This window comes from Pantoea sp. Tr-811 (assembly GCF_011752535.1).
Taxonomy (GTDB): domain Bacteria; phylum Pseudomonadota; class Gammaproteobacteria; order Pseudomonadales; family Pseudomonadaceae; genus Aquipseudomonas.
In genome coordinates this window covers 14,789-40,746 of sequence record NZ_VWXJ01000007.1, presented here as the reverse complement: position 1 = coordinate 40,746, position 25,958 = coordinate 14,789, and the positions used below count along the sequence as shown (strand labels likewise).

Here is a 25,958-nt window from a genome sequence, read left to right as displayed (position 1 = left end):
AGCCCCCATGGTGCCCCCTTCTGTTACCCCCTCTGCCCATCCCGTTGACGCTTTCATCGCTGAGCAACTGCCGCCTTGGCTCCGGCAGGCGACGGCGCCCCAGATCAATCGCCTGCGCGATGCCTTCCAGGCCCACCAGGCGAGCCAATTGGCCTTGCACGCTGCCTATGCCGGCATTCCAGACCTTGGGCAATTTGCCCTGGAGGGTTTGCAGCGTGAGCTACGCTGGCGCAGCCAAACGCAGCTGGCCTTGGCCGACAGCACCTGGCTGGAGGTACGCCGGCGCTTCACGGTAAAGCCCGATGGCAACCGCACGCTACCCATCGAGGAGCGCGTCGTGTTGCGCCAGCCAGGTGTGCAGCGCTTGATGCAGAACTTCGAGGCAGGCGCGACGTTTTACCAAGGCACGGCACTGGTGCGCAGCGATGCCAGCGAAGCCGTGTTGTACGACCAACTCGACGTCATCGTCGACACGTGCAGAAGCCTGGACATCGGCCAGCGTTACCAGCAAGCGCTGGACCAGGCCCTGACGGGCACATTCGAGCGCCTGCTGGCGCAGGATACCCGTGACAGTTTGCGCCTGGCAGCCGAACTGGCCGAATTGCAGGGCCAGGTCAGCCAGGCGGATGCCCTTATGTTGCGCCAGTTTGCCCAGGGGCAATGGCCAAGCCATCCCCAGGGCGAGCAGCTGCGCATCGGCTTGCTTGAGGTGTTGGCGTGCCTTGTACACGGCGCGCTGGCGTTCGAGGTATGCGACCAGGCCGGTGAGGTCAAGCGGGTGATCGTCTACCTTGGCAACGACCCCGCGCAGGTGTTGCGCGGGGCCGACAACTGGGCGGCACTGGGCCAGGCGTTGGGCCGTGAATGGCACGCTACGGCCTATCGGGATGGGTTCCTCAACCGCATTGCCCTGGCCCAGCGGGCGGCATTCATGGGCACGCTGGCCAAGCGCCTGCAGGACCCTGTCACCGATCCGGCGGCAAAGCTGCAGGCCATGGCCGGCGATGCGTTCACCGCCCTGGCGCGCCAGCATGCGGCCCGCGCCCGTGAGGATGCCCGTTTGCTGTTGGTGCCCACCCAGGACGTGGACCGCGCTGCCAGTGAGGCGCGCAGGCAGGCGTTCGAAACGGCAGGTTTGCAGGTGCTGAACCTGGTGGGTGGGTTCCTGCCTGGCCTGGGGCAATTGCTCCTGGCCAGGCAGGTGGTACGGCTGCTCATGAGTGTGTACGAGGGGGCAGAGGCCTGGTCCCACGGCCATCGGCAGGAAGCGCTGGAGCACATGCTGGGCGTTGCCGAAGACCTGGCAGTGACGGCTGCGGTAGCAGCGGGTGGCAGCGTGGTTGCACGCGGCTTCGTGCCCAGTGCGAAAATCGATCGCCTGCAGCCGGTGACCCTGCCCTCGGGGGCGGCGCGGCTATGGGACGGTGATTTGACGGGCTACCAGGTGCCGGCCCTGGCACCGTCGGCGGCCCGCCTTGAAAACGGCTTGTGGCACAGTGAAGGGCGCAACTGGTGGCAGCGGGATGGCCAGTACCATGAAGTGCAGCAGGCACCAGAGCAGCAGGCCTGGTGGCTGGTGCATAACCAGCGCGCCGAGGCCTACCGGCCAGCGCTGGAATTCAATGGGCAATGTGGCTGGCGCTTGCGCCAGGAACGTCCGCTGGAGTGGCAAGGGGCGGCGATGTTGTTACGGCGCCTGTGGCCGCGTGCCGAAGGCATGGACGCTGCCAGCTTGCAGCGTGTGGCGCGCGTGGCCGGCGTGGACGAAGCGTTCCTGCGCGGGCTGCTGGTGGAGAACCGCCCGCTTACCGCTGGCCTGCGCGACACCCTGGAGCGCTTCAGCACCGACACCCGGCTACAGGCCTTCTTCCGCGCTTTGCGGCAAGGGCAGGGCGCGCACGCCGAGCAAAGCCTGCTGAACTGGTGTGCCACCCAGGTCGATTGGCCAGAGTTCAGTGAAACAGCCTTGCACCGTGACCTGCTGCAACGGCAAGGCCTGTGGCACGCGCGGCTGTTCGATCACTTCGCCAGCAACTACCTGGGAGACGACCCTTTGCTGGCCACCTTGCAACGCGACTTTGCGCATTTGCCCCGGGCCCATGCCCTGGAGGTATTGGGCCAAGCCAGCGAAGCAGAGCGCTCGCGCATGGAGCAAGCTGCAAGGGTGCCACTGCGGGTGGCCGAGCATGCCCGCCAGCTAAGCCGCGGCGCACGCCTTAGCCGGGCGCTTGAAGGGCTTTATCTACAGGGGCGGTGCAACTCGGATTCGTTGCAACTGGTGTTCGCACTCTTGCGTGAGCATGGGCAGTTACCGCTGTCGTTCAACCTGCAGGTGCGCATGGGTTCGCCCAGCGGTGCGCTGCTTGCAAGCCTGCGCCCACAGGCTCAAGGCATCGAGGCGACGACCTGGGTGCTGGATGAGGGCCGTATCAGTGTGCAGGGCCGCGATGCATCGCAATTGCCTCGGGCGCTGGCAGAGCCGGCCGGGTTGCCCCAGGCGCTATTGGCCAGCCTGCCACCCGCTCAGCTCGCCCGGTTGGCCTGGCAGAGCCCGCAAGCGGTGTTGCAGGCCCTGGAGCAGTGGCTGCCGGTGGATCAGCCGACACTGGCCAGGTTGTTGGCGATGGCCCCGCCCAAGCCCTGGTTTCAGGCGGGTTACCGGTTAGCCGATGGGCGCTTCGGCTACCCGCTCAGTGGCCGTGGCGCACCGCGTGCCGCCGTGCTGCGTGAACGGGTGCGGGCGTTGTACCCCGGCATGGCCGATCAGGATGTACAACGTTACCTGCTGCGTTTGCAGGGCACCCCAACATCGGTCTTCACGATGCTGCTGCGTCAGGAACAAGCCTTCGAGCGTTTGTCGCAAGGGCTCGATACCTGGGTGAGCGGCGCCACACGGGCTACCGGGCGTGCGGCCCGCTCGTTGGTTGCGAACCGCTTGCGGGGTTGCTGGCGTCAGTTCGGCGGCTGGTTGATGAGTGAAGGGCCGCGCACGGTGCGCCTGGAGCTGTACGACCTGCCGCTGCAGAGCCTGCCGGAACTGCCAGCGGGTGCGGACTTCTCCCATGTCGGGGAGCTGGCACTGGATAACCTGGGGTTGCGCACGCTGCCAGTGAATTTTCTGCGCTGTTTTTCCCAGGTGTCGTACCTGAGCCTGGCCAACAATGCGCTGGCGCAGTTGCCCGAAGGCCTTGGGCAGTTGCCGCATTTACGCGACTTGCGCCTGCGTCATAACCGTATCCAGCTCTCGGCTCAGGCCATTGCCCGGCTGGGCAGGCTGAGCCAGTTGCGGGTGCTGGACCTGAGCGAGAACCCGTTGGCCGCTGCCGCTCCCGAGCTGGGTGGCCTGCGTGCGCTGCGCGAACTACGCCTGCGCCGGTGCCAGCTGACGCAGGTGCCCCCTGGGTTGCAGCGCTGCGTGTTCATCGAAGTTGCCGACCTGCGCAACAACCTGCTGACGACTGTTGGCGAACCTGTCCTCAGTGCTTCCTACGCGCTGCGCCGCGCCCTGATGGTGGACGGTAATCCGCTGCCACTGGCGATCCATCGCCGGCTGGTGGGCAGCAGTTTTTCAGGGGTGGGCGGCGAGCCTGTTCCTGGCAGCCTGGAGCGAGCCCGTGAGGCGTGGCTGGCCACGGCGCCTGAAGCCGAGCGCGCCCAGCGTGCCCAGCAATGGCAAGCCTTGCTGGATGAGCCCAGGCACGAGCAGTTTTTCGAGTTGCTGGATGAGTTGACCAGCACCAGTGATTTTCGCCGGGCCAGGGAAGACATTGCCCGGCGGCTTTGGGCGATGGTCGACGCCTTGTGCGAGGACAGCGTGCTGCGCGGCGACATTCTGATGCTGGCCAGTGAGTCGAGAACCTGTGCCGACAGCATCGCCTCCTGCTTTGCGGCCCTAGAGGTGCGCGTAGAGGTGGCCAAGGTGGTTGCCGGCGGGGATGTCGACGGCTCGGCGCGGTTGCATTTGGCGCGGCGGTTGTTCCGTCTGGACCGGGTCGAGCAGTTGGCGCGCAACGAAATGAGCGCGCAGCGCGCCAGGGGCGTGAGCGTGGACGAGGTGGAAGTCAGCCTGGCCCTGCGCACGGGCCTTGCCCGGGAACTGGAGTTGCCGGGGCAACCGCGCACCCTGCAGTTTCAGCGCCTGGCGGGTATCGACGCGGCCAAGCTGCAGGCCGCCCTGGAGGATGTGCGCAAGGTCGAGGCCAGCGATGCCCTGGCCGAGTACGTCAGCCAGCGCGATTTCTGGCAGGCCTACTTGTGGCAACGCCATGCCTCGGATTACGAGGCGCTGAAGGCACCGATCCAGCTGCAGATGGAGGCATTGGATGCCAGTTCGAGCACGATGGAGGAGTCGCAGTACCTGCAGCAGGCCAACGCCCTGGCAAGGCGCCTGCTGCAGGCCCAGCAGGCCTTGACGCTGCGTTTGACCCGTGAAGCGTTGGCGGCGCAGGCGGGCAAGCACGCTGGGTGAGCCTGCCTGCTGCCACCTGGCGGGGGAGGCTTGCAAGCTTGGGTTTTATCCATCCAGAGAGAACCCCGCATGCCTCCCTCCCGTACCCCTGGCTCGCCACGTATCACCGAGCGATTCATCGGCCAGCAACTCCCCGCCTGGCTTGCCAATGCCAGCGCCCAATCCCTTGCAGCCCTGCGCGCGCGGGTCACCGCGCGATTGGCCAGCCAGCGCGAAATCAACCGCGTTTCTGCGCAGGTACAGCCGCTGGATGACTTTGCCCGCAGGCGGCTTGAGGCTGAGCTGAACCTGCCGGTTGCCCTGAGCACCTTGGTATGGCGCGAAGAGCGCCGGCACCTGCGCACCAGCCCGCTGGGCCTGCCTGACTTTTCATCCTATTTCGTGCGCATGCCGGCGCTGCAGAAATTGATGCAGAACTTCAAGCCACGCGAGTCCTTCTTCGAGCAGACCGCGTTGGTCAGCCCACCGGTTGAGCCGGGGCAGGATGATCGCGTGGTCGATACCCAGGTGGATGACATCGTCGAGGCGTGCCGGCGTGTGGATGTGGGCAAAGCCTACCAGCAGCACTTGGCCGACGTGCTGAACGGCCCGTTCGAGCATGCCCTGGCCGAGGACAAGCGCCTGGAGCTTTCGCTGGCGATCGAGGTGGCTGCGCTAAAAGGGCAGGTGCAAGGCGAGAACCTGAAGATGCTGCGCCAGCTCGCCAGCGGTGTGCAACCTACCCACCCGCTGAGCCGCCGTGTGGCAGTGGGGGGTGTCGAGGTACTGGGCTGCCGCGTGGACGGTGCATTGTGCCTTGAGCTGCTTGGCACCTGGGCACCGGGCGGCAGTGTCGTCTTGAACCCCGAGCTGCTGCAGGGCGTAATGCTTTACTGGCCGGATGATCCACAGCGCCCGCTGCGGTACTACAACGATTGGGATGAGGCCAACCGCGCGCTGGCCGGGGCGCTGGCGGATGAACACGCCCGAGGTGCCTTTGCCCGCCGTGTCGGCCTGGCCGAGCGGGCGCAGTGCCTGGCGTTGCTGGCGACCCGTTTGCAGGATGATGCACCCGACCTGCAACCGCGCCGGGCACAGGCCCCCGCCAACCTCTTCGTGCAACTGGCGCAGTGGCACGTGGCTCGCATCAAGGCCGATGCCGCCTACCTCGCGGTGCCCACCGCGCAGGCGGACAGCGAAGCCGCGGCAGAGCGTTTGCGCACGCTGCAGTCTGCCGGGCTGGCACTGCTCAACCTGGCGGGCCTGTTCGTGCCAGCGCTGGGCGCCTTGCTGCTGGCGGACGCGGTCGGGCAGTTGTTGGGCGAGGTGTTCGAGGGGGCCAACGATTGGAGCCTGGGCCACCAGCACGAAGCGCTGCAGCATTTGCTCCAGGTGGCGCTGTCGCTGGCATCGGCTGGCGTGGTGGCAGGGGGTGCATACGCCGTGCGCAGCGCGTTCGTCGAGCAACTGGAGCCGGTCCGCAACCCGGCGGGCCAGGCACGGCTGTGGCGCAACGACCTGGCGCCGTATCAGCAAACCCAACCTTCAGTGCACTTGATCGAGCGCGACGATGGTCTGCTGACCGATGGCAGCCACTGCTGGTGGCGCCAGGGCGCTGCGCTGTACCGGGTGCGCCAGGACGATGCTGGCACCTGGCGCCTGCTGCACCGTGATGGCCCCGGCAGGTACGGGCCGGCGTTGCGTGGCAATGGCGAGCGGGCCTGGTGGCTTGCCAGTGAGCGGCCATTGGAGTGGCAGGGTATGCAGCTGTTGCTGGCACGGCTGTGGCCTGCCGCGAGCACGCTGGATGCCGAGCGGGTGACGCAGATTCTAAGGGTGGCGGATATCGACGAGGTTTATCTGCGTGGTCTGCTGGTCGAGGGGCGGCGGCTGCCGGTGCAGCTGCGTGACACCCTGGAGCGCTTTGCCGTGGATGCCCGGATCGAGGCGTTCCTTGGCCAGCCGGACGATACCGAACTGCTGCAATGGTGCGTGGACCGGCTTGGCCTGCAAGGCGAACCCCTGCAGGTTCAGCTGGACAATGTGAAGCAGGAAGCTCAGGCCTTGCGCGGGCCCATGTTCGAGCATTTCTCGGCGCGATACTTGCCAACAGAGCCGCTGCTGGCGCTGCTCAAACGTGACTTTCCTTCTTTGCCGGATGCCTACGCCGTGGATGTGCTCAACCAGGCCAGCATGGCCTTGCGCGAACCCATGCAGGCGCAGGCGCGGGTACCGCTGGCACTCGCCGAGCGCGCTCGGGGTGCCTTGCAACTGGCACGCCTGACCCGCACCCGTGAAACGCTCTACCTGCGTAGCAGCTACCGGCCGGAAGGCGTAGCCCTGGCGTTTGCACTGCTGCGCCGTAATGGCCTGAGCCAGTCCCAGGTCAACCTTGAGTTGCGTGCGCAGTCGGCACTGGGCGCCTTGCAGGAGCGCTTGCTGCCCGAGGCGCCGGGGCAGCAGACACAGGTGTTGGTGTGGCTGGACGGCCAGTTCGCACTGTATGACTCACGCGGCCTGCCCAGCACCCTGGCAGTGGCCGAACCTCAAGGGCTGTGCGAGGTGCTGGCAGCCTGCTTGCCCGCCAGCTACCAAACCCTCCGCGGATGGAGCGGGGCACAGGCACCCGAGCAGCTTCGTGCTGCGCTGCAGGGCTGGTTGCCCGACACCTCGCAAGCGCAGTTGAGGTTGCTGGGCTGGCGTGAGGCCAGGCCTATGGGCGCGCCCATGCGGCGCCTGGCCGATGGCCGGCTGGGCTACCTGCTGGGAGGGCAGGCCAGCAAGCGCCCGGCAGCATCAGCCCCCCGGCGAACCCTGCGCGAGCGGATTCGCGCTTTATACCCCTCGCTGGATGATGCCGATGTCGAGCGCTACCTGCTGATCCTCACCGACGACACCCCTTCGCCGTTTCACAGTCTGCTGCTCCAGGAGCTGCAGTACCAGGCACTGGATGAAAGCCTTGCGCGCTGGACCGGCGAGGCCCAGGGGCGTGCCCAGGCCGACCGCTATCATGTCGCCCACGCCCTGCGCCGGGCCTGGCGCTTCGAAGGCGAACAGCAAATGGATGCAGACGGCAGCATCGTCGGTTTACGCCTGAGCATCATCGCGATCCCGGTGGCGCAGCTGCCGGCACTACCGGCCAATACCGATTTTGCCCATGTTACGGACCTGACCCTGGTAGGGCTTCGCCTGGGCAGTGTGCCGGCAGGGTTTCTCGGCCGCTTCACCGGCTTGCGCCACCTGGACCTGAGCAACAACCAGTTAGGCGCCCTGCCCGACGGGCTGCTGGGCATGCCTGAGTTGCGGCACTTGAACCTGCAGCGCAACCGCATGCGACTGACAGCTGCCCAGGTATCGGTACTGGCCAGCAGGTCTCAGCTGCGTACCCTTGACCTCAGTGAAAACACCTTGGGCAGGGTGGGCCTGGATGTGTCGGCACTGCTGCGCCTGCGCGACCTGCGCCTGCGCCGTACCGGCCTTCAGGCCGTACCCCGTGGCCTGCAATGGTGCGCGCAACTGGAATACGCCGACCTGCGTGACAACCACATCGTTGACTTCCCACAAACCCTGCTCGATGCGCCCTTGCAGTTACGGCAAACCCTCAACGTGCGCGGCAACGCAATCCCTGCCGCGCAACTTGAGCAACTGTACCTTCCCGAGCGTGTTCCCACTGCAGCGCCCGAGGGCTTGTCGGACCTGGCCGAGGCCAGGCGGCAGTGGCTGGCAACGCAGGCAGAAGCGGAACAGATTGCGCGTGCCGAGGCCTGGGACCGGTTGCAGCACGAGCCCGGTAGCGAGGCATTCTTCAACGTGCTCACGGGGCTGGTCCACACCGCCGAGTTTCGCGTGGCCCCAGCAGGCATCGGCGCCAGGGTGTGGGGGATGATCGATGCCCTGCTTGCCGAACAACGCCTGCGCCAGGAGCTGTTCGCGCTGGCCGACGAGCCGCGTGCCTGCGCTGACAATATCGCCAACTGCTTCAGCACCCTCGAAGTGCGCGCCCAGGTCGTGCACGCTACCCAGGGAGGTGACCCCCTTGCCACGCGCGGCGAGCGCTTGTTGCTCGCCCAGCGCCTGTTCCGCCTCGATACCGTGCTGGCCCTAGCCCAGGCCGATATCGAGGCCCGTTACGCCGATGGCCGCTGGCAGCGCGGTGCCCATGCCGAAGAGGAGGTCGAGGTCAGCCTGGCATATCGCACGGGCCTGGCCACGCGGTTGAACCTGATCGGGCAGCCGCGCCATATGTTGTTCAGCGCCATTGCCTCGGTGCCCCCGCAAGCGATCGAGCGGGCCTACCTGGCCGTGCTCAACGCCGAATCGACCGAGGCGCGTGTGCTGTACATCAGCCAGCGCGACTTCTGGGTGCCGGTATTGCGGGCAGCCCACCGGGCGGCGTTCGATGCCGTCGAGCAGGCCTTCGACGAGGCGTTGGAAACCCTCGATGGCAACCGCGAGCGCCTGGGCAGCGGGGCCTACGACCAGCAGGCCAGGGAATTGATGGCCAGGCGTGAGCAGGCGCTGCAGGCGCTTGCCCTGCGCCTGACCCGGGAAGAACTGAGCAAGCCTTGACCTGGCCAGGGCGGCGTGCGCTGGCAAGGCCGCCCGCGCCGCCGCTTCGCAGCGGCACGGTTCCCTCTGATGGCAGCGGCGCCGTTGCCAGAGTATCGGCCTCTGCCAATGACTGCGCGAGAGCCGCCATGAATACCCACGCCATACCCTCGATGGACCAGAAGCTCAGCACCGCTACACAGGATTTCATTCGCCAACGGTTGCCCGCTTGGCTAACCCGAGCCTCCACCACCCAGCTTGCCACCTTGCGTGGGCTGTTCCTGGCGCACCGGGCAAGCCAGCGGCGGCTGCGTGCGCACACCGGGCAACTGCTGCCGCTGCAGGTGTTCGCCGAGCGGCAGCTGCTGGGCTTGCTGGAGCAGCCGCTGCCCCAAGGCGTGCGCTTCGCCGACCTTGAGTGGCGGGTGGTGACCCCACGGTTCGATACCGCTGCCAACCTGGCATTGCCAACCTATGGCTACGGTGAAACACGGCGCAACGGCCTGTTGCAACTGATGAGCAACTTCCCGCCAGAGGCTTCCTACTACCTGGGCAGCGGCCTGGTGGCGCCGGGCACGGACGAGGTGCTGTCCGGGGCGCCTGATACGCTGGTCCAGGCCTGTCGTGAGCGGGATGTGGGGGCAAAGTACCAGGCCGAACTGGACAAGGCACTCACCCCTGGCGCAGTGAGCGACCTGGCCGATGACAAACGGGCGGGTTTCAAGCTGGCCTGCAAAATTGCCGCCCTGCGCGGGGATATCAGTGCCTTTGAAGAGCTGGCACTGCGCGAAGTGGCCGATGACGACGATGACAAACTGGCCAGCGGGTTGCGCGGTTATCCGGGCCTGCTGCAGGTGCTGGGGCAACCGATTGCCGACGGCCTGCTCATCACGCTGAAAGACGCCGCCGGTGCGCCGCAGAGCCTGGTGCTGTACTTGCCGGGCGACCCGCGCCAGGCCTTGCGCCGTTTCGACAGCGCCGAGGCCATGCACAAGGCGCTGGCCGAGGCGCTTGATGCTGCAGGTTATCGGCAGTATTTCAGCCAGCTGGTGAACCTGGAGCAACGGGCAAGGTTCGTCCAGCACCTGGACGTGCGCCTCAAAGATGCATCCCCAGACCTTCAGGTTCAAGGCCGGGTGCCCGAAGGTGGGGTGTTCGCTGCCATGGCCAGTGAGCAGGTGCAACGGGTGAAGGACGATGCCCGCTTGCTGCTGGTGCCGACCGCGCAAGCCAATGCAGCAGCGGCGCGGGCCAGGCTTCAGGCCTGGGAGGCAGCGGGCATGGGCGTGCTGAACCTGGCGGGCTTCTTCATTCCAGTGGTCGGTGCCATGTTGCTTGGGCAATTGCTGGCGCAGACGCTGTCGGATGTGTACGAGGGGGTGATGGACCTCTCCGAAGGCCATCAGCATGAGGCGCTGGAGCACCTGTTCGATGTGCTTGAAACGGTGGTGTCGACGGCGGCGGTGGTGGGCGCAGGTGCGGTGCTGCACAACGCCGTGGTCGCGGCCATGGAACCGGTGACGCTCCCGGGCAAGGGGCAGCGCTTGTGGTCCGGTGACCTGGTGCCCTACGAGTCGTACCCCGAAACGCCAGCACTGGGCAGCGATGGCCTGTACGCCCTGGGCGCGCGCAAATGGCTGCGTTCAGGCTCGCGGTACTTCGAGGTGCACCGGCCTGACCCGGAGGGGCCATACCGTGTGCGCCACCCGCTGCGCAACGACGCCTTCGAGCCTGAAGTGGTGCACAACGGCGAGTGCAGCTGGCGTCTGCTGTGCGAGCAACCGCGGTACTGGCACGACAGCCAGCTGATGCTCGATACCCTGTGGCCGCAACATCCTGCCGTAGGGGCCGAGCGGGCCCGGCAGATCCTGCAGGTGGCTGGCGTCGACCAGGACGAGCTGCGCGGCATCCTCATGGAAAACCGCCGCGCCCCCGTCAACCTGCGCGAAACCCTGCGGCGTTTCGAACAGGATGGCCGGGTGGAGCGCTTCTTCACCCATGTTCGCGCAGGGCAGTTGCCGGCCGAGGACATCGCGCTGCTGCAGTGGTGCGAGGCGCAGCCTTTCGTGGGCACGGGGCTGGCCAATGTGCTGGCCAGCGCAACGGCCTTGCGCGGGCCCTTGTTCGAGCACCTGACGCGCCTGGCACCACGCGAGGACGGCCTGTTGGCCCTGGTGCGGCGCGATTTCAAGGCGCTGCCCGAGGCCTATGCGCGCGAGGCGCTGGGTGATGTTGACGAGGCGACGAGGCGCCAGGCGGTCGACAGCCAGAAGCTGCCGCTGGTGATTGCGACCAGGGCGGCCTCACTGCTGCGTGTCGCACGCCTGAACCTGGCCTTGGAGGGGCTGTACCTGAGCAATGCCTACAGTGACGATACTGGCGCACTGGTGTTGGCGTTGCTGGCTCAACAGGCGCCCAGCAGCGTCAACCTGGAACTGCGTGAAGGCTCGGTGGCCGGGCGCCTGATCGGCAGCGTGGTCGCCAGCGATTCCACAGCGCCCGTCACGGTGCTGGTGCGAGATCAAGGGCGCTTCTGGCGCTTCGATGGCCAAGGCCATCCGCAAGCGCTGGCTGCTAAGCGGGCACGCGACCTCTTCACGGCCATCGTCGACACGCTGTCGGCTGAGCAGTTGGCTGACTTGGCGATCACCGGCAACGACCCCGTCGGGCAGTTGCGCAGTTGGGTGCTTGCGCAGCTTCCGGCTTCCAGCGAAGGCATAGCCCAGCTCCTCGGCTGGGCAGCGCAGCCTGAATGGTTCAACCCCGGCCGGCGGCTGGAAGATGGCCGCGTGGGCTATGTGCTGAGCGGGCGGCCCCAGGGCCGCAGAACGCCTGGGGTACTGTTACGTGAAGCCATGCACCGCTATTTCCCGGGGCTCACCGAGGCCCAGGTTGAGCGTGAGCTCGCGCAGCGGCTACGCCAGAGCGCCCGGGCCTATCAGGTGCTGGCGGACCTGCATGATGACCACGAGCAGCTGCACCGAGCGCTGAACCGCTGGGCGGGCAGTGAGCTCAACGATGCCCGGCGCGACACCCGCATGCGCGTCTGCCAAGACATCATCAGGGCCTGGCGGGTGCAGGGTGAGCCGCTGATCGATGGCCAGGGGCAAGCCGCTGGCCAGCGCTTGCGACTGGTAGGGCTCAATATCAGCAGCCTGCCTGAGCTGCCGACGGCGATCACCTTCAGGCATCTGTCGGTGCTGGTACTCAACGAAACAGGCCTTATGCACATCCCCGCGCAGTTCTTGCAGGCCTTCGGCGCCTTGCGTGAATTGAACATGAACAACAACCGCTTGCTGCACATCCCCGAAGGCATCGGTTACCTCACTGAACTGCGCGAGCTGAGCCTGCGGCATAACGACATCCGCCCAGATGCCGCTGCCCTGGCCCAGCTGCACAGCCTGGCGCGGCTAACCCACCTTGACCTGAGCCACAACCCGCTGGGGCAGTACCCGATGAGCTTCAACGGCCTCCCGCACCTGGTTCGGCTTGGCCTGCGCAATTGCCGGTTGAGTACCTGGCCCAAGGGTATCGGGCTGTGTGGGTTTCTTGAAGAGGCCGACCTGAGGAACAACCAACTGGCGGATGTGCCGCAAGAAGTGCGGCTGATGCCCTACGAGTTTCGCCGCTCGCTACTGGTTGCCAACAACCCTCTGCGCAGCAGCGACCTGATGGCACTGCAGGCACTGGACACGATTGTTGAAGAGCACCTGCCGGAACCTCGCGTCGGCCAGGACCCGGAAGCGACCCGTAGCTGGTGGCTAGGCAACCCCGCGCACGACCAGCAGGCGCGCACCGAGGCCTGGAACCGCTTGGTGCTGGAAACCTGGGGAGATGACCTGATCGAGCTGTTGGAACGCTTGATGCCGCTGGCCGGCTTTGCCTGGCCCCAGGCCTACATGGCCGAGCAATTCTGGGCGCTGTTGCCGGCGATGCAAACCGATGAAGCGCTGCGCGGCAGGGTGGTTCAGCTTGCCGGGCAGCGCCCGACGGACGAGAACGCAGTGATGGATTGCTTCAGCCAGATGCTGGTGCAGCGCCTGCGCAACCAGCCCGGCCCACCTGCCAATGCCGGGCCAGGCGGGGCTGGGGAAGCCAGCTTGTTCGCCCTGGGCCGCAGCTTGTTCCGCCTTGAGCAGGTGGAGCGAATCGCCCGGCAGGACGTTGCCGCGCGCCACCAGCGCCGCGAACTGATCGATGCCCCTGGTATCCGGCTGGGCTACCGTGTGCGCTTGCGCCAGTGGCTGGGCTTGCCGGGGCAGCCCCATGCCATGCGGGTCACCGACCTCAACCGCATCAGCAGCGAGCAACTGCTGGCGGCACGGCGCACCGTGCGCCAGGCGGAAAGCGCCGAGGCGCTGGCGGCCTACCTGGGGCAGCGGCCGTTCTGGCAAGCACTGATCGCGCGCAACTTCAGCGCCGACCTTGCAACCATCGAGCAGGTGTACGAACAGGGGTGGCAGGCGCTGCTGGCCCAGCGCAGTGCACTGGGCGAGGCACTGTTCCAGGCCCGGCGGGTTGAACTGGAAGGGCAGCGTGCCAATGGCAAGCGGGCGCTGAGCCTGCGCTTCATACGGGCCCTGGAGCGGCGCGCCGGCTAGGCCCGGGTACGGCCAAACCGGTCATCCAGTTTGACAGCTTTGGCCATTGTCGCCGCGCGCCAGCAGCGCGAACATCGTCGGACCGAGGTTCAACTCCAAAAACAAGAAACCAAGGAGTCCGACGATGCGCGATTACACCGAGGCCGCGGTGGCGTTCGACCATGGCCAGGCCGTTGCTGCGGCGCTGCATGGCAACCTGCAAGCGCTCAATGCCTGTGTCGAATGCTGTGACCGCCATGCCGGGAAAAACACGCTGGCGCTGGCCTGGGAAGACCGTGATGGCAACCGTGCGCGTTACAGCTTCGATCAACTCAAGGTGCAGGCGGTCCGCTTCGCCAACGTGCTCAGGGCACAGGGCGTTGGCGCCGGGGACCGGGTGGCAGGGTTGCTGCCACGCACCCCCCAGTTGTTGGTGACCATCCTCGCCACCTGGCGCCTGGGGGCGGTGTATCAGCCGCTGTTCACCGCATTCGGCCCCAAGGCCATCGAACACCGGCTGGAACAGTCCGCGGCCCGCGTCGTGGTTACCGACAGCCTCAACCGCGCCAAGCTGGACACGCTACAGCGCTGCCCGACCGTCATCACGGTCAATGCCCGCAGCGGTGAGCTGGATTTCCAGCAATGCCTGGACCGCGCCGACGCAGTGTGTGAACCGGTGATGCGCAGCGGCGACGACCCTTTCCTGCTGATGTTCACCTCTGGCACCACCGGCCCTGCCAAACCACTGGAAGTGCCGCTGCGGGCCATCGTCGCGTTCCAAGGCTACATGCGTGATGCCATTGACCTGCGCCCGAACGACAACTTCTGGAACCTGGCCGACCCGGGCTGGGCCTACGGCCTGTACTACGCCGTCACCGGGCCATTGTCGCTGGGCTGCGCCACTACCTTCTACGACGGCCCGTTCAGTGTTGAAAGCTGCGCGCGCATCATCCAGTCCTTGGGCATTACCAACCTGGCCGGCTCGCCGACCGCGTACCGCCTACTGATTGCTGGCGGCAGCGAATTCTCGACGCCGGTCAAGGGCCGCCTGCGGGTCGTCAGCAGTGCCGGCGAACCCCTGAACCCGGAAGTGATCCGCTGGTTCGCCGAGGAACTGGGGGTCACCATCCACGACCACTATGGGCAGACCGAACTGGGCATGGTGCTGTGCAATCACCACGGCTTGCAGCACCCGGTTCAGGCCGGCTCGGCCGGGTTCGCCATCCCCGGCCACCGCATCGTCGTGCTGGGCGAGCAGGGCGAGGAACTGCCGCCTGGCCAGCCCGGCATCCTGGCGGTGGACCGCCAGCATTCGCCGCTGTGCTGGTTCGACGGTTACCACGGCTTGCCGACCAAGGCCTTCGTCGGCCACTACTACCTGAGCGGTGACACCGTGGAGCTGAACCAGGACGGCAGCATCAGCTTCGTCGGGCGCAGCGACGATGTGATCACCACCTCAGGCTACCGGGTTGGCCCGTTCGATGTGGAAAGCGCGCTGATCGAGCACCCGGCGGTGATCGAGGCGGCGGTGATCGGCAAGCCAGACCCGCAGCGTACCGAACTGATCAAGGCCTTCGTGGTGCTGGCCGCGGGCTGCGCCGCCAGCGAAGCGTTGGCAGACACCCTGCGCCAGCACGTGCGCCAACGCCTGTATGCCCATGCCTACCCCCGTGAAATCGAATTCGTCGACGAGCTGCCCAAGACCCCGAGCGGCAAGTTGCAACGCTTCATCCTGCGTAACCAGGAAGTGGCCAAACACCACGCGCAGCAGGCCACCCCTGCCAGCGCCTGAAAGGAAAACCCACCATGCAGATAGCCAACAAACACTTCATCGTCAGCGGCGCGGCCTCGGGGCTTGGCGCGGCGACCGCGCAGATGCTGGTCGCGGCCGGCGCCAAGGTCATGCTGGTCGACCTCAATGCCCAGGCCGTCGAGGCCAAGGCCCGCGAACTGGGTGACAGCGCCCGCTTCGCGGTGGCCGACATCAGCGACGAGCAGGCCGCGCAGGCGGCGGTCGATGCGGCTGTGGCGGCATTTGGCAGCCTGCACGGGCTGGTCAACTGCGCCGGCATCGTCGGCGCCGAGAAAGTGCTGGGCAAGCACGGGCCCCATGGCCTGGCCAGCTTCGCCAAGGTCATCAACGTCAACCTGGTCGGTAGCTTCAACCTGCTGCGCCTGGCTGCCGCAGCCATGGCCGAGGGCGCGGCTGACGAGGGCGGCGAGCGCGGGGTAATCATCAACACCGCGTCCATCGCCGCCTACGATGGCCAGATCGGCCAGGCTGCCTATGCTGCCTCCAAGGGCGCCATCGCCAGCCTGACCCTGCCCGCCGCCCGCGAGCTGGCCCGCTTCGGCATCCGCGTGATGACCATTGCCCCGGGCATCTTCGAAACGCCCATGATGGCCGGCATGACCGAAGAAGTGCGCGCTTCGCTGGCGGCGGGCGTGCCGTTTCCGCAGCGTTTGGGCCGCCCGCAGGAATATGCAGCGCTGGCCCGTCACATCATCGAGAACAGCATGCTCAACGGCGAGGTGATTCGCCTCGACGGCGCGCTGCGCATGGCTGCCAGGTAAGGAGAACGCACATGACCCACGCAAACGACCCGATTGTCATTGTCAGCGCCGTGCGCACGCCCATGGGCGGCCTGCAGGGCGACCTCAGGAGCCTGACCGCAGCGCAGCTGGGCAGCGCTGCCATCCGCGGCGCCGTCGAGCGCGCCGGCATCGATGCCGCCAGTGTCGAGCAGGTACTGTTCGGTTGCGTACTGCCCGCCGGCCAGGGCCAGGCCCCGGCGCGCCAGGCGGCATTGGGCGCAGGGCTGGGCAAGCACACCACCTGTACCACCCTGAACAAGATGTGCGGCTCGGGCATGCAGGCGGCGATCATGGCCCACGACCTGCTGCTGGCCGGCAGTGCCGAGGTGGTGGTGGCCGGTGGCATGGAAAGCATGAGCAACGCGCCGTACCTGCTGGACAAGGCCCGGGGGGGGTACCGCATGGGCCACGGCAGGGTCATCGACCACATGTTCATGGACGGCCTGGAGGACGCCTACGACAAGGGCCGGCTGATGGGCACCTTCGCCGAAGACTGCGCCCAGGCCAATGCCTTCAGCCGCGAAGCCCAGGACCAGTTCGCCATCGCCTCGCTGACCCGGGCCCAGGCGGCCATCGCCCATGGCCGCTTTGCCGCCGAGATCGTGCCGGTGGAGGTCAGCGAAGGCAAGGAACAGCGCATGGTCAAGGACGATGAGCAGCCGCCCAAGGCACGCCTGGACAAAATCCCACAGCTCAAGCCGGCGTTTCGCCAAGGCGGCACGGTGACCGCTGCCAATTCCAGCTCGATTTCCGACGGCGCCGCCGCGCTGGTGCTGATGCGCCGCAGCGAAGCCGACAAGCGCGGCCTCAAGCCCCTGGCGGTGATCCATGGCCATGCCGCATTCGCTGATGCCCCGGCGCTGTTCCCGACCGCACCAATCGGTGCCATCGACAAGCTGATCAAACGCACCGGCTGGAACCTGGCCGAGGTGGACCTGTTCGAGATCAACGAAGCCTTCGCCGTGGTTACCCTGGCGGCCATGAAACACCTCGACCTGCCCCACGACAAGGTCAATATCCATGGCGGCGCCTGCGCCCTGGGCCACCCGATTGGCGCTTCGGGTGCGCGCATCCTGGTAACCCTGCTGTCGGCGCTGCGCCAGAACAACCTGCGCCGTGGCGTGGCGGCCATCTGCATTGGCGGTGGCGAGGCCACGGCCATGGCCGTCGAATGCCTGTACTGAGGTGAACCATGCTGGTAACAGATGAGCAACAACAGATTGCCGATGCGGTGAAAGCCTTTGCCCAGGCGCGGCTCAAGCCATTTGCCGAGCAATGGGACAAGGCCCACCGCTTTCCCAGCGAAGCCATTGCCGAGATGGCCGAACTTGGCCTGTTCGGCATGCTGGTGCCCGAACAGTGGGGCGGCAGCGACACCGGTTATGTGGCGTACGCCATGGCCCTGGAGGAGATTGCCGCCGGTGACGGCGCCTGTTCCACCATCATGAGCGTGCACAATTCGGTGGGCTGCGTACCGATTCTGCGCTTTGGCAGCGAACAGCAGAAAGCCCAGTTCCTGGCGCCCCTGGCCAGCGGCGCGATGCTCGGGGCCTTTGCCCTCACCGAGCCGCAAGCCGGCTCCGACGCCAGCGGCCTGAAGGCCCGCGCACGGCTGGAGGGCGACCATTACGTGCTCAGCGGCAGCAAGCAGTTCATTACCTCTGGGCAGAATGCCGGGGTGGTGATTGTGTTCGCCGTGACCGACCCTGCGGCCGGCAAGCGCGGCATCAGCGCCTTTATCGTGCCCACCGACTCGCCTGGCTACCAAGTGGCGCGGGTCGAGGACAAGCTTGGCCAGCACGCTTCCGACACCTGCCAGATCGTCTTCGACAACGTGCGCGTGCCGCTGGCCAACCGCCTGGGGGCCGAAGGCGAAGGCTACAAGATCGCCCTGGCCAACCTTGAGGGCGGGCGCATCGGCATCGCCGCCCAGGCCGTGGGCATGGCCCGTGCAGCGTTCGAAGTGGCGCGCGACTACGCCAACGAGCGGCACAGTTTCGGCAAGGCGCTGATCGAACACCAGGCCGTGGCCTTCCGCCTGGCCGACATGGCGACGAAAATTGCCGTGGCCCGGCAGATGGTGCTGCACGCCGCTGCGCTGCGTGATGCCGGGCGCCCGGCGCTGGTGGAGGCGTCGATGGCCAAGCTGTTTGCCTCGGAAATGGCCGAAAAGGTCTGTTCGGATGCCTTGCAGACGCTCGGCGGTTATGGCTACCTGAGCGACTTCCCGCTGGAGCGCATCTACCGTGATGTTCGGGTTTGCCAGATCTACGAAGGCACCAGCGATATTCAGCGCATGGTCATTGCGCGCAATCTTTGAAGGAGCAGACTGCATGGCTTTCGAAACCATCCTGTTGGACATCCACGGCAAGGTCGGCCTGATCACCCTCAACCGCCCCCAGGCATTGAACGCGCTGAACGCGCAGATCGTCGCCGAGATCAACCAGGCCCTGGACCAGCTCGAACGTGACCCGAACATCGGCTGCGTGGTGCTTACCGGCTCCGCCAAGGCCTTTGCCGCCGGCGCCGACATCAAGGAAATGGCCGAGCTGCAGTACCCGCACATCTACGTTGACGACCTGTTCAGCGATTCGGACCGCATCGCCAACCGGCGCAAGCCGATCATCGCCGCCGTGTCCGGTTTCGCCCTGGGCGGGGGCTGCGAGTTGGCGATGATGTGCGACTTCATCCTCGCCGCCGACAACGCCAAGTTCGGCCAGCCGGAAATCAACCTCGGGGTATTGCCGGGTATGGGCGGCACCCAGCGCCTGACCCGGGCGGTGGGCAAGGCCAAGGCCATGGAGCTGTGCCTGACCGGTCGCCTGATGGGCGCCGAGGAAGCCGAGCGTGCCGGCTTGGTGGCGCGTATCGTGCCCCAGGCCGAGTTGCTTGAAGAGGCGCTGAAGGTGGCGGCGACCATTGCCAGCAAGTCGATTCCGGTGAGCATGATGGTCAAGGAAAGCGTGAACCGCGCATTCGAGGTCACCCTGAGCGAAGGCGTGCGCTTCGAACGCCGGGTGTTCCACGCTGTGTTCGCCACCGAAGACCAGAAGGAAGGCATGGCGGCCTTCATTGCCAAGCGCGAAGCGCAGTTCAAGGACTGCTGAGCCGTTATCCCACCTGCCGGGCGCGTGCCCTTGCCCGGCAGGGTTCAGGGTTCAGGGTTCAGGGCGCAGGGTTCAGAGGTTGAAGAAATAGCGCTTGGCCGCTGCGGGGGTCAAGCGCCCACGGTGAACGTACTCGACCTTCTGGGTAACCGGGTTGGTCACCGTGCTGCCCCTGAGCAGGCGTTGCTCCTTGGTCTTGAGGTGGCCGACCACGAAGTGCTCCTTTGGCGCGTCCTGGCTGGTGTAGTGGAAGTGGGCATACCACAGGGGTTCGGCGCCGTGCATGACGACATATTCATCGATGTAGTCCTGGGGCCTGCCTGGTACGGCGGTCAGTGCCCTGCGCCGGCCTAGCCGCTCGATGTGCACCTGGTTGTGTTCAATCAGGTACTCAAGGCCCGACTGGCGCGGTGACTGGCGCAATATGGCCCGGGTCCGCAAGGTCACCCGCTTGCTGTCCAGTTGCGCCAGCAGCGCATGGATGCCATCGAGCCGTTGCTGATAGCGCTGCTGGTTGGCCGGCGACAGGTCGGGCTCCTTGCCCAGGCGCGTGGCCAGGGTGGCGGCCTTGTCGGCCAGGGGCAGCCGGTGCATGTCGATCAGCTCCTCGAACTCCACCGGCAAAAAGTGCTCGGCAACGCTGGACTCCAGGAAGCTCAGCGTCTGCCTGGCTTTTGCCTGTTCGGCGTCGGCCGTTTCAAACAGCAGTTGCAGGCTGGGCCGCCGGGTTTGCGTGGCAGGTTCTGCTGCATCGTTCTTGACAGGCACCCATTCTTCTTCTTGTTTGCGGAACGTCATGATTGGCCGCTGCTGGTCGTCCACGACATCGAACAATGTCTCGTCCCCCGCGCGTGGTTGGCCCAGCAACAAACCGTGGCTTGGGGTTTCGATCAGGCCGGGCGTGTGTTTTTGCAGCTGGGCCACGCTGCTGCGGGGTGGGTAGTCCTGCAAGTCATTGTTCACGGCGGTTTCGATGTAGCGCACGTCGGCGTCGATGGGCGCAAGGCAGGCGAGCGCCGCCGGCTCCGAGGCAACGGTCAGCTTGAGGTTTTCCAGGCGGCGCAAGGCGAAGCGCAGCTGGCTGGCAATGTCGTGCAGCAGCCGGGCGCTGAGTTCTTCGCTTGCCTGTGGCAGCTCGTAGAGGCGCATGCGCTGGGAAATGGCCAGCCTGAGGTTGGTCCAGCTGCGGTCCAGCAGGTAGATCGCCCGGTCGGCCAGGTTGGGGAGTGCGATGAACTTGCGCCAGTTGCTTTCCAGGCGCAGCAAGCGGGTCGCGAGCAGTGTCCGTTCAGGGGGCACCGTCAGCAGGCTTTTCGCGTTCATGTAGCGGTCGTAGGCCGTGCCGTGCCTGCCTGCCAGGCGCTCCAGCGTATGCAGGCCTTGGCCGATCGCCTCGGCATTGCTGACCAGGCTATCGAGCTGAGGTGTGGTTTCCTCCAGCGCGCGAACATAAGCTGCGCGGTCTTCGGCGGTGGCGAAGGTGCGCAGAGGTTGCGAAGCCAGTTTTCTCAGAATGAGCTTGGACAGCAGGGTGCTTCTTGACACCTTGATCTGGAACCGTTGGAACTCCCACTGGGCTTTGCGATTGTTGTCGAGGGTGAGGCCGGTCAGTGCTGCGTGGGCCTCGACATCGGCAATGAACCTGTCCCAGAAGGCCTCGATGGCGTCGAGTTTGCCGAGGCTGAGGGCGAGCACAGTCGGGTTGTTGCTCTCGTGCACGAGCCTGGCAAGGGGCACCAATGCTGCGGTCTGAGCAATGATCTGCTGCTGCCCCTCGCTAATCCGCCTGCTCAGGGTTTCCCGTTGCTCGGCCCTTTGCGCGATCAACGCCTGCCTGCGTGGCCCACCCCCCATGCCGCCGCGCAGACGCAGGCGCAAGTCAGGCTGCCAGCGGCCGGAACTGCTGCGGCGAAGCCAGGGGCCGGGGACGGGGGGCTGGGTATCACTGAAGATCCTCGGCTGCAGGTCTTCATCCACCTTCACCTGGTAGGCATTGCCTTGCAGAATGGTCCAGTAGCGCTCGTTGTGCAGGTACAGGCCGCGCAGGTCGCCGCTGATGATCGGCATGCCAAGCCCCTCGGCGGGCGGGCTGCTGCGCAGTGCCAGCAGCGCTGAGCGCTGGGCGTTGCTCAGTTGCGCTTCGCTGCTTGCCCATTGCTGCTCCAGGTGCCTGGGCGCGACCGCTTCAATGTGTGGCAAACCCAGCGGCTCGGCAGGGGAGACACTGGCTTCACCCGGCAGGCGCGCAGGGCGCTGCAGCGGCAACCGTGGTGCGGCATGGGCGAAGATGGCCAGGCCAACGTTGACCAGCAGGTTGACCAGGGCAATGCGCTGCTGGCTGCTGCCGTGCGGGTTGCCGGTTTGCAGGAACTGTTTCAGCGCCACGGCGATCTGCGCCAGCCAGACCAACGTGCCGACGGGGCCCCTGACGAAGGGCAGCGCGGCGTTCAGCAGCAGCCAGCCCAGGGTTGTCCAGCGCTCCCAGCGGGTTTGCTCGGAGGTGGCCGAGTGGGCGCGGAAATCGGCGATGGTTTCCTCGACGCAGCCCAGGTACACGGCCTGGCCGAGGTGAATGAGCGGGGCCGCGTCGGCCAGGGTGACCGGCGCGGGCCGTTCATAGGGAACGCCCAGCACGGTCAGTTCCAGCAGGCCGGGCAGGTTGGGTTCGGCGAAACCGCCGTGGTCATAGACCTTGCGCACGTCGTCGGGCAGGCGCCGGAGGATGTCATCCTGCAGCGCACCGGCCGTGCCGAGCGCGCTCAACAGGTGGGTACGGCTTGGGAACTCCAGCAGTGATTGGGCGCTCAGGGGGCGATACAGGATGCACGGCTCGCCAGGTTCGGCACTGGCGGCTTCGATCAGCCAGGCATTGGCTACCCAATCCACCTCGGCGCCGGCTTCGCGGACCAGGCCCAGTGGGCGAACGCCCCAGCGCCCGGCCTTCGCGGCAAACGCCTCGTTTACCGCCAGGCGTGCGGCTGGGCTCAATTGTTTGCGCAGCGCCAGCGCCAGGGCTTCGGTCGGCGCCTGCACCCGCAACTGGTCGGCGAGCAGGCGTTCGCGCCTTTTGCGCTCGGGCAAATTATCCAGCAACGTGGCTTGCAGCATTTGCGGGTACACCCGGCCGATGTCCAGCTCGGTGACCATCGTTTGGAGATAACGTTCGGTCAACCAGTCGGGCAGGGCCATGCCCTTTTTGTGCTGCAGTTCGACCCTGCCGGGCCGGATCAGCCCCCAGTTGCCGATTGCCAGGTGGGCCAGGCTGAAGCGTACCGCGGTGACGGTGCCATCTACCTGCCCGGTGGGCAGCGCAACGGCCAGGGCCTGGTGGTTGATGACCTCGACTTCCCACGGCTCCAGCTCATGCCCTGGGTGTGTGTTGTCGAGGTAGGCGTTGATTCGGGTGTAGGTGAAGACGGTGGCGTCGTCGATGCCGTCAAGCCAGGTAGCGCCCTTGGCCGTGGCCGCTCTTTCGGCAATGTCGATCAAGCTGTGGGCGTAGGCGACGAGGCTGTGCTCGTCGGCGTCATGCAGCCATCCCGGCAGCAGGCTGGCGGCGGCGTGAAGCTGGTCGCGTTCGGCCTTGGGGCAGAGGTCGAGCAGCGAGGTGAGGTGGCTCAGCGCCAGGCACAGGTGCTGGGCATCGTCCTGCGGGCCGTGGCGCTCGGCGATGCGGTCGATGATCCCCAGTTGCTGCTCCAGCACGTGCCCCGCCAGTGCCTCGAATGCATGGCCGGTGAGCGGTTGCGAGTACAGCTGTGGTTGGCTGTTTGCCAGCGCCGGCCACAGGCGCCCGAGCGCCTGCTGCAAGGCGGCGTAGGAGGCGAACACCTGCAGGTGGCCGTTCAAGGCGTAGAGGATCACCGGGGCGTCTTCCCCGCCTTGGGCGTCGGCAATCAGCAAGGCGCCGGCCAGTTCGTGCAGGCGCAGGCTTTGGGTGAGGTCCAGCGACAGCAGCGACAGTTCAGGCTTGGCGTTGCCCGGCGCACTTTGGCGGGCCTCATGGGAGGGGTAGGAAGCGACTGTCGAGGCCAGGGCGAGCAGGCCAGGTTCGACCGTGCCGGGCGGCACGGCGCTGATGCTGTTCGACAGCTGCTGGCGCAGGTAATCGGCGTAGCGTTGCCAGGGCGTCTGCCCGGTAGCGTCGGGCTGGTTCCAGTAGTCGACCAGTGCCTGCCGGTAGTCGTCGAGCAGCACCGGGCCGCAATCGTTGACCAGTTGCTGAACCTGGGCCAGGTCCAGGTCAAGGCCAGTGACGTCGTTGGCCGATTCCAGCAGCGTGTCGGAAGGGGCCTGCAGCAACAGGTCGCTGCGCCGGCAAAAGCGCTCGATCAGTACCTCGGGCAAGGGGCGGGTGTTGTCGTACTCAGCGTTTGCACTCAAACTCCGCAGGTAGAGGCCGGCGGGTGAATGGGGGCTGATCGAGCGCGCTTGCCACTGCGTGCCCAGGCGCTGCGCAGCCACCGAAGGCAGGGTTGGGCAGCCCTGGAACAGGTGGGTCAGCGTGCAGGCAAAGTCGCTGTGGTGCATCAGGTTGGCGGCTATGAGGCTCATGGGTGGCAGGCTCCAAGGTGTTGGGGCCACCATTGGAACGGGGCGCATGCCGTGCGCGGCGGTAGCCGGGTAATGCCATGTACACTGCCGATGAGCGGAATCCTGGCTGTTTCTGCTAAATTCCCCGGTATTTGCTGTTGCTCATGGCGGCACGGCACCTTAGACTGCCGCCCCCTGTAAAAGAGTGCCGGTTGGCGCTTGAAGAATTCCGCTGCCGATGCCAAGGCGTCGGCGGCACCTGAATCGCCCAAATGCACATTTTTTCATAGAGAAATCGATGACAAAGGAACAGTTGCTGGCCATGTCGGCCGATGACTACATGAACGCTGAACAGCTGGCCTTCTTCACTGAGCTGCTGCAGGCGATGAAAGTCGAAACCCATGAACGCATCGAGCTCAGCCGCACTACCATCGAAGGCCTGGATACCCCGTCGGACCCTGCCGACGTGGCCTCGGTCGAGGAAGAGCGCAGCTGGCTGGTCAATGCCATCGACCGCGACCAGCGCCTGCTGCCGCAGCTGGAAATGGCCCTGGACCGTATCTCCGACGAGAGCTTCGGCTGGTGCGACGACAGTGGCGAGCCGATTGGCCTGAAGCGCCTGCTGATCAGCCCGACCACCAAGTACTGCATCGAAGCCCAGGAACGCCACGAGCAGCTCGACCGCCACCAGCGGCAGATCTGACCGAGCGCTGAGCGCCAGGCCCCAGGGAGCGATCCCTGGGGCTTTTTGCATTTGTGTTGCTGCAGGTCACTTGCGGATTTATTGCTTGCGGCGTAACACTGCTGTACCAGGATGCACTGTTTTGTGCGTGATGGCAGGCGTATCATGGCTTCATCGTTAGGGTGCTAATTAAATTCCGGAGGGAATGATGAATAGCCGAGTCGATGTGGCCGTGATGATTGGCTCCGGCGTGCCGGCCACCTTGCAGGCCATGGGCAAGCGGGTGTGCTGGGTGGTACTGGTGAACGGCGAGCGGCGTGGTACGGCGTTCGCCAGCCGCGACGAGGCGCTGGAGTGCCAGGCCGCCTGGCTGCAGCAGTTGTGCAAGGGGCACGCGGCCTGAGGGCGGGTTGCACCGAATAGCTGGCAAGAAATGCGCTTTACCTCTCGACGGATTTCGGTGTTTTCGTGCATATTCATTTGCCGGTAATGCGCCGATGGATTGCAGTGCACTTTCTGCCGAGAGGCCTGACGTTATCCCGTGCATCTTTTCTGGCGAACGTGTTGTCAGACAGTGTGCTTCCCCGGGTGGGGAATGGGCTTGAAGCCTGCTTCAAGGCCTTATCTGGCAAGCCAGAGTAAAATTTCCTGCGTGCTGCATCGTCAGCAGGCACAGACGCTTCATGCATCACCTTATTACTCTTTAATGCCTTTCGAATTGAAATGGCCGTGCCTTGCCGAGTTCGGGCGAGGGCGGATGTCACCGGTTTGAGGATTACTTCATTGGCAGTCAGTACACTTGATACCCACGCCTTGTTTGCCCTGGGCGATTTGCGCGGTCAGTTGGCCAAGCTGTTCCAGGGTCGTTTCATCTATGTCACCGAACAAAGCCCAGAAGGCCTGTACATGGCCGAGATCGACACCGAGAGCGCCTTGGTAGTCGATGACAAGCAGCGCCTGGAATTGAAAGTGGGCGACCACTTCCGCGCCGCGGTATTGCCCAGCCGTGAGGGCGGCAAACTGGAAATGCGCTTTCGCGAAATCAAGCTCAACGTCTATGGCGTGGGCGACTACGCCTTCGTGTCGGTGCCCGAAGGTGAAGGCATCGTGTTCCGCGAAGGCCACGGCGTGATGCTGGTGTTCGCTGCCCAGCAGCAAGTGCAGGAAGGCCTGGGCAAGCTGCTCAAGGCCGTCACCGGCAAGGTGGCCAAATGGCGCAAGGGTGAACTCACCACCTTCAAGGCCAGTGAATGACCGAGGGTGATGATTCGCCGGCCACCCGTGCCCGCTTCCACCGCCAGCACCAGGCCCAGGCCGAGGCCGAAGCCATGCGGTTGCTGGGGCAGCGCGAAGTGATGGGGGCTGCTTGGTTGACCTGGGTGGCGGCGCAGCTCTACCAGCTCAGCCCGCCGCCCTATGCCGCCATGGTGCGGCGTGAACTGCAGCGCCTGGCCCAGGGCTGAGGC

Annotated in this window: 13 protein-coding genes; 12 read left to right on the top strand and 1 reads right to left on the bottom strand. The window is 65.9% G+C overall.

Annotation, left to right across the window (positions count from 1 at the left end; translation table 11 throughout):
* Positions 1-7 precede the first annotated feature (7 nt).
* From F3J44_RS12420 to F3J44_RS12385, 8 genes are all read left to right on the top strand, one after another.
* A complete protein-coding gene (locus tag F3J44_RS12420) occupies positions 8-4,468 on the top strand; it encodes an NEL-type E3 ubiquitin ligase domain-containing protein (protein WP_167272742.1) in 4,461 nt (1,486 codons plus the stop codon).
* A gap of 69 nt (positions 4,469-4,537) precedes the next feature.
* Positions 4,538-9,016 carry an NEL-type E3 ubiquitin ligase domain-containing protein gene (locus F3J44_RS12415; protein ID WP_167272740.1) on the top strand — a complete coding sequence of 1,493 codons (4,479 nt, stop codon included), beginning with the start codon at positions 4,538-4,540 and terminating at the stop codon, positions 9,014-9,016.
* Positions 9,017-9,144: 128 nt separating this feature from the next.
* The gene (locus tag F3J44_RS12410) at positions 9,145-13,596 is read left to right on the top strand and encodes an NEL-type E3 ubiquitin ligase domain-containing protein (RefSeq protein WP_167272737.1); all 4,452 of its coding nucleotides are present in this window, start codon (positions 9,145-9,147) and stop codon (positions 13,594-13,596) included.
* 124 nt (positions 13,597-13,720) lie between these two features.
* On the top strand, positions 13,721-15,367 hold the full coding sequence (locus tag F3J44_RS12405; protein ID WP_167272735.1) for an AMP-binding protein: 1,647 nt from the start codon (positions 13,721-13,723) through the stop codon (positions 15,365-15,367).
* Between the two features lie 14 nt (positions 15,368-15,381).
* Complete coding sequence (locus tag F3J44_RS12400; RefSeq protein ID WP_167067304.1) at positions 15,382-16,149, top strand: SDR family NAD(P)-dependent oxidoreductase; 768 nt, start codon at positions 15,382-15,384, stop codon at positions 16,147-16,149.
* A gap of 11 nt (positions 16,150-16,160) precedes the next feature.
* The gene (locus F3J44_RS12395) at positions 16,161-17,354 is read left to right on the top strand and encodes an acetyl-CoA C-acyltransferase (protein ID WP_167067307.1); all 1,194 of its coding nucleotides are present in this window, start codon (positions 16,161-16,163) and stop codon (positions 17,352-17,354) included.
* Between the two features lie 8 nt (positions 17,355-17,362).
* Positions 17,363-18,490 carry an acyl-CoA dehydrogenase gene (locus F3J44_RS12390; RefSeq protein ID WP_167272732.1) on the top strand — a complete coding sequence of 376 codons (1,128 nt, stop codon included), beginning with the start codon at positions 17,363-17,365 and terminating at the stop codon, positions 18,488-18,490.
* 13 nt (positions 18,491-18,503) lie between these two features.
* Entirely contained in the window at positions 18,504-19,277 is a 774-nt protein-coding gene (locus F3J44_RS12385) for an enoyl-CoA hydratase (RefSeq protein WP_167067313.1), read from the top strand.
* A 72-nt stretch (positions 19,278-19,349) separates the two neighbouring features.
* On the opposite strand, the gene F3J44_RS12380 is transcribed toward F3J44_RS12385, so the two are convergent.
* Positions 19,350-23,831, bottom strand: a complete 4,482-nt coding sequence (locus tag F3J44_RS12380) for a dermonecrotic toxin domain-containing protein (protein ID WP_167272730.1) — start codon at positions 23,829-23,831, stop codon at positions 19,350-19,352.
* Between the two features lie 277 nt (positions 23,832-24,108).
* On the opposite strand from F3J44_RS12380, the gene F3J44_RS12375 reads away from it, so the two are divergent.
* The 4 genes from F3J44_RS12375 to F3J44_RS12360 all read left to right on the top strand — a co-directional run bounded on the left by F3J44_RS12375 (position 24,109) and on the right by F3J44_RS12360 (position 25,955).
* Entirely contained in the window at positions 24,109-24,513 is a 405-nt protein-coding gene (locus tag F3J44_RS12375; protein WP_167067319.1) for a TraR/DksA family transcriptional regulator, read from the top strand.
* A 187-nt stretch (positions 24,514-24,700) separates the two neighbouring features.
* Entirely contained in the window at positions 24,701-24,895 is a 195-nt protein-coding gene (locus F3J44_RS12370; RefSeq protein WP_167067322.1) for a hypothetical protein, read from the top strand.
* Between the two features lie 380 nt (positions 24,896-25,275).
* Positions 25,276-25,746: a hypothetical protein gene (locus F3J44_RS12365; RefSeq protein ID WP_167067325.1), complete on the top strand. Its 471-nt coding sequence runs from the start codon at positions 25,276-25,278 to the stop codon at positions 25,744-25,746.
* Positions 25,743-25,955, top strand: a complete 213-nt coding sequence (locus F3J44_RS12360; RefSeq protein ID WP_167272727.1) for a hypothetical protein — start codon at positions 25,743-25,745, stop codon at positions 25,953-25,955. Before F3J44_RS12365 ends, F3J44_RS12360 begins: the two co-directional genes overlap by 4 nt.
* Positions 25,956-25,958: the final 3 nt, after the last annotated feature.

Excerpts from the sequence above, each read along its gene's own strand:
- F3J44_RS12420 (WP_167272742.1), top strand. The coding sequence starts at position 8 with ATGGTGCCCCCTTCTGTTACCCCCTCTGCCCATCCCGTTGACGCTTTC.
- F3J44_RS12380 (WP_167272730.1), bottom strand. The coding sequence starts at position 23,831 with ATGAGCCTCATAGCCGCCAACCTGATGCACCACAGCGACTTTGCCTGC.
- F3J44_RS12410 (WP_167272737.1), top strand. The coding sequence starts at position 9,145 with ATGAATACCCACGCCATACCCTCGATGGACCAGAAGCTCAGCACCGCT.
- F3J44_RS12370 (WP_167067322.1), top strand. The coding sequence starts at position 24,701 with ATGAATAGCCGAGTCGATGTGGCCGTGATGATTGGCTCCGGCGTGCCG.
- F3J44_RS12415 (WP_167272740.1), top strand. The coding sequence starts at position 4,538 with ATGCCTCCCTCCCGTACCCCTGGCTCGCCACGTATCACCGAGCGATTC.
- F3J44_RS12405 (WP_167272735.1), top strand. The coding sequence starts at position 13,721 with ATGCGCGATTACACCGAGGCCGCGGTGGCGTTCGACCATGGCCAGGCC.
- F3J44_RS12385 (WP_167067313.1), top strand. The coding sequence starts at position 18,504 with ATGGCTTTCGAAACCATCCTGTTGGACATCCACGGCAAGGTCGGCCTG.
- F3J44_RS12400 (WP_167067304.1), top strand. The coding sequence starts at position 15,382 with ATGCAGATAGCCAACAAACACTTCATCGTCAGCGGCGCGGCCTCGGGG.
- F3J44_RS12375 (WP_167067319.1), top strand. The coding sequence starts at position 24,109 with ATGACAAAGGAACAGTTGCTGGCCATGTCGGCCGATGACTACATGAAC.
- F3J44_RS12390 (WP_167272732.1), top strand. The coding sequence starts at position 17,363 with ATGCTGGTAACAGATGAGCAACAACAGATTGCCGATGCGGTGAAAGCC.
- F3J44_RS12395 (WP_167067307.1), top strand. The coding sequence starts at position 16,161 with ATGACCCACGCAAACGACCCGATTGTCATTGTCAGCGCCGTGCGCACG.
- F3J44_RS12360 (WP_167272727.1), top strand. The coding sequence starts at position 25,743 with ATGACCGAGGGTGATGATTCGCCGGCCACCCGTGCCCGCTTCCACCGC.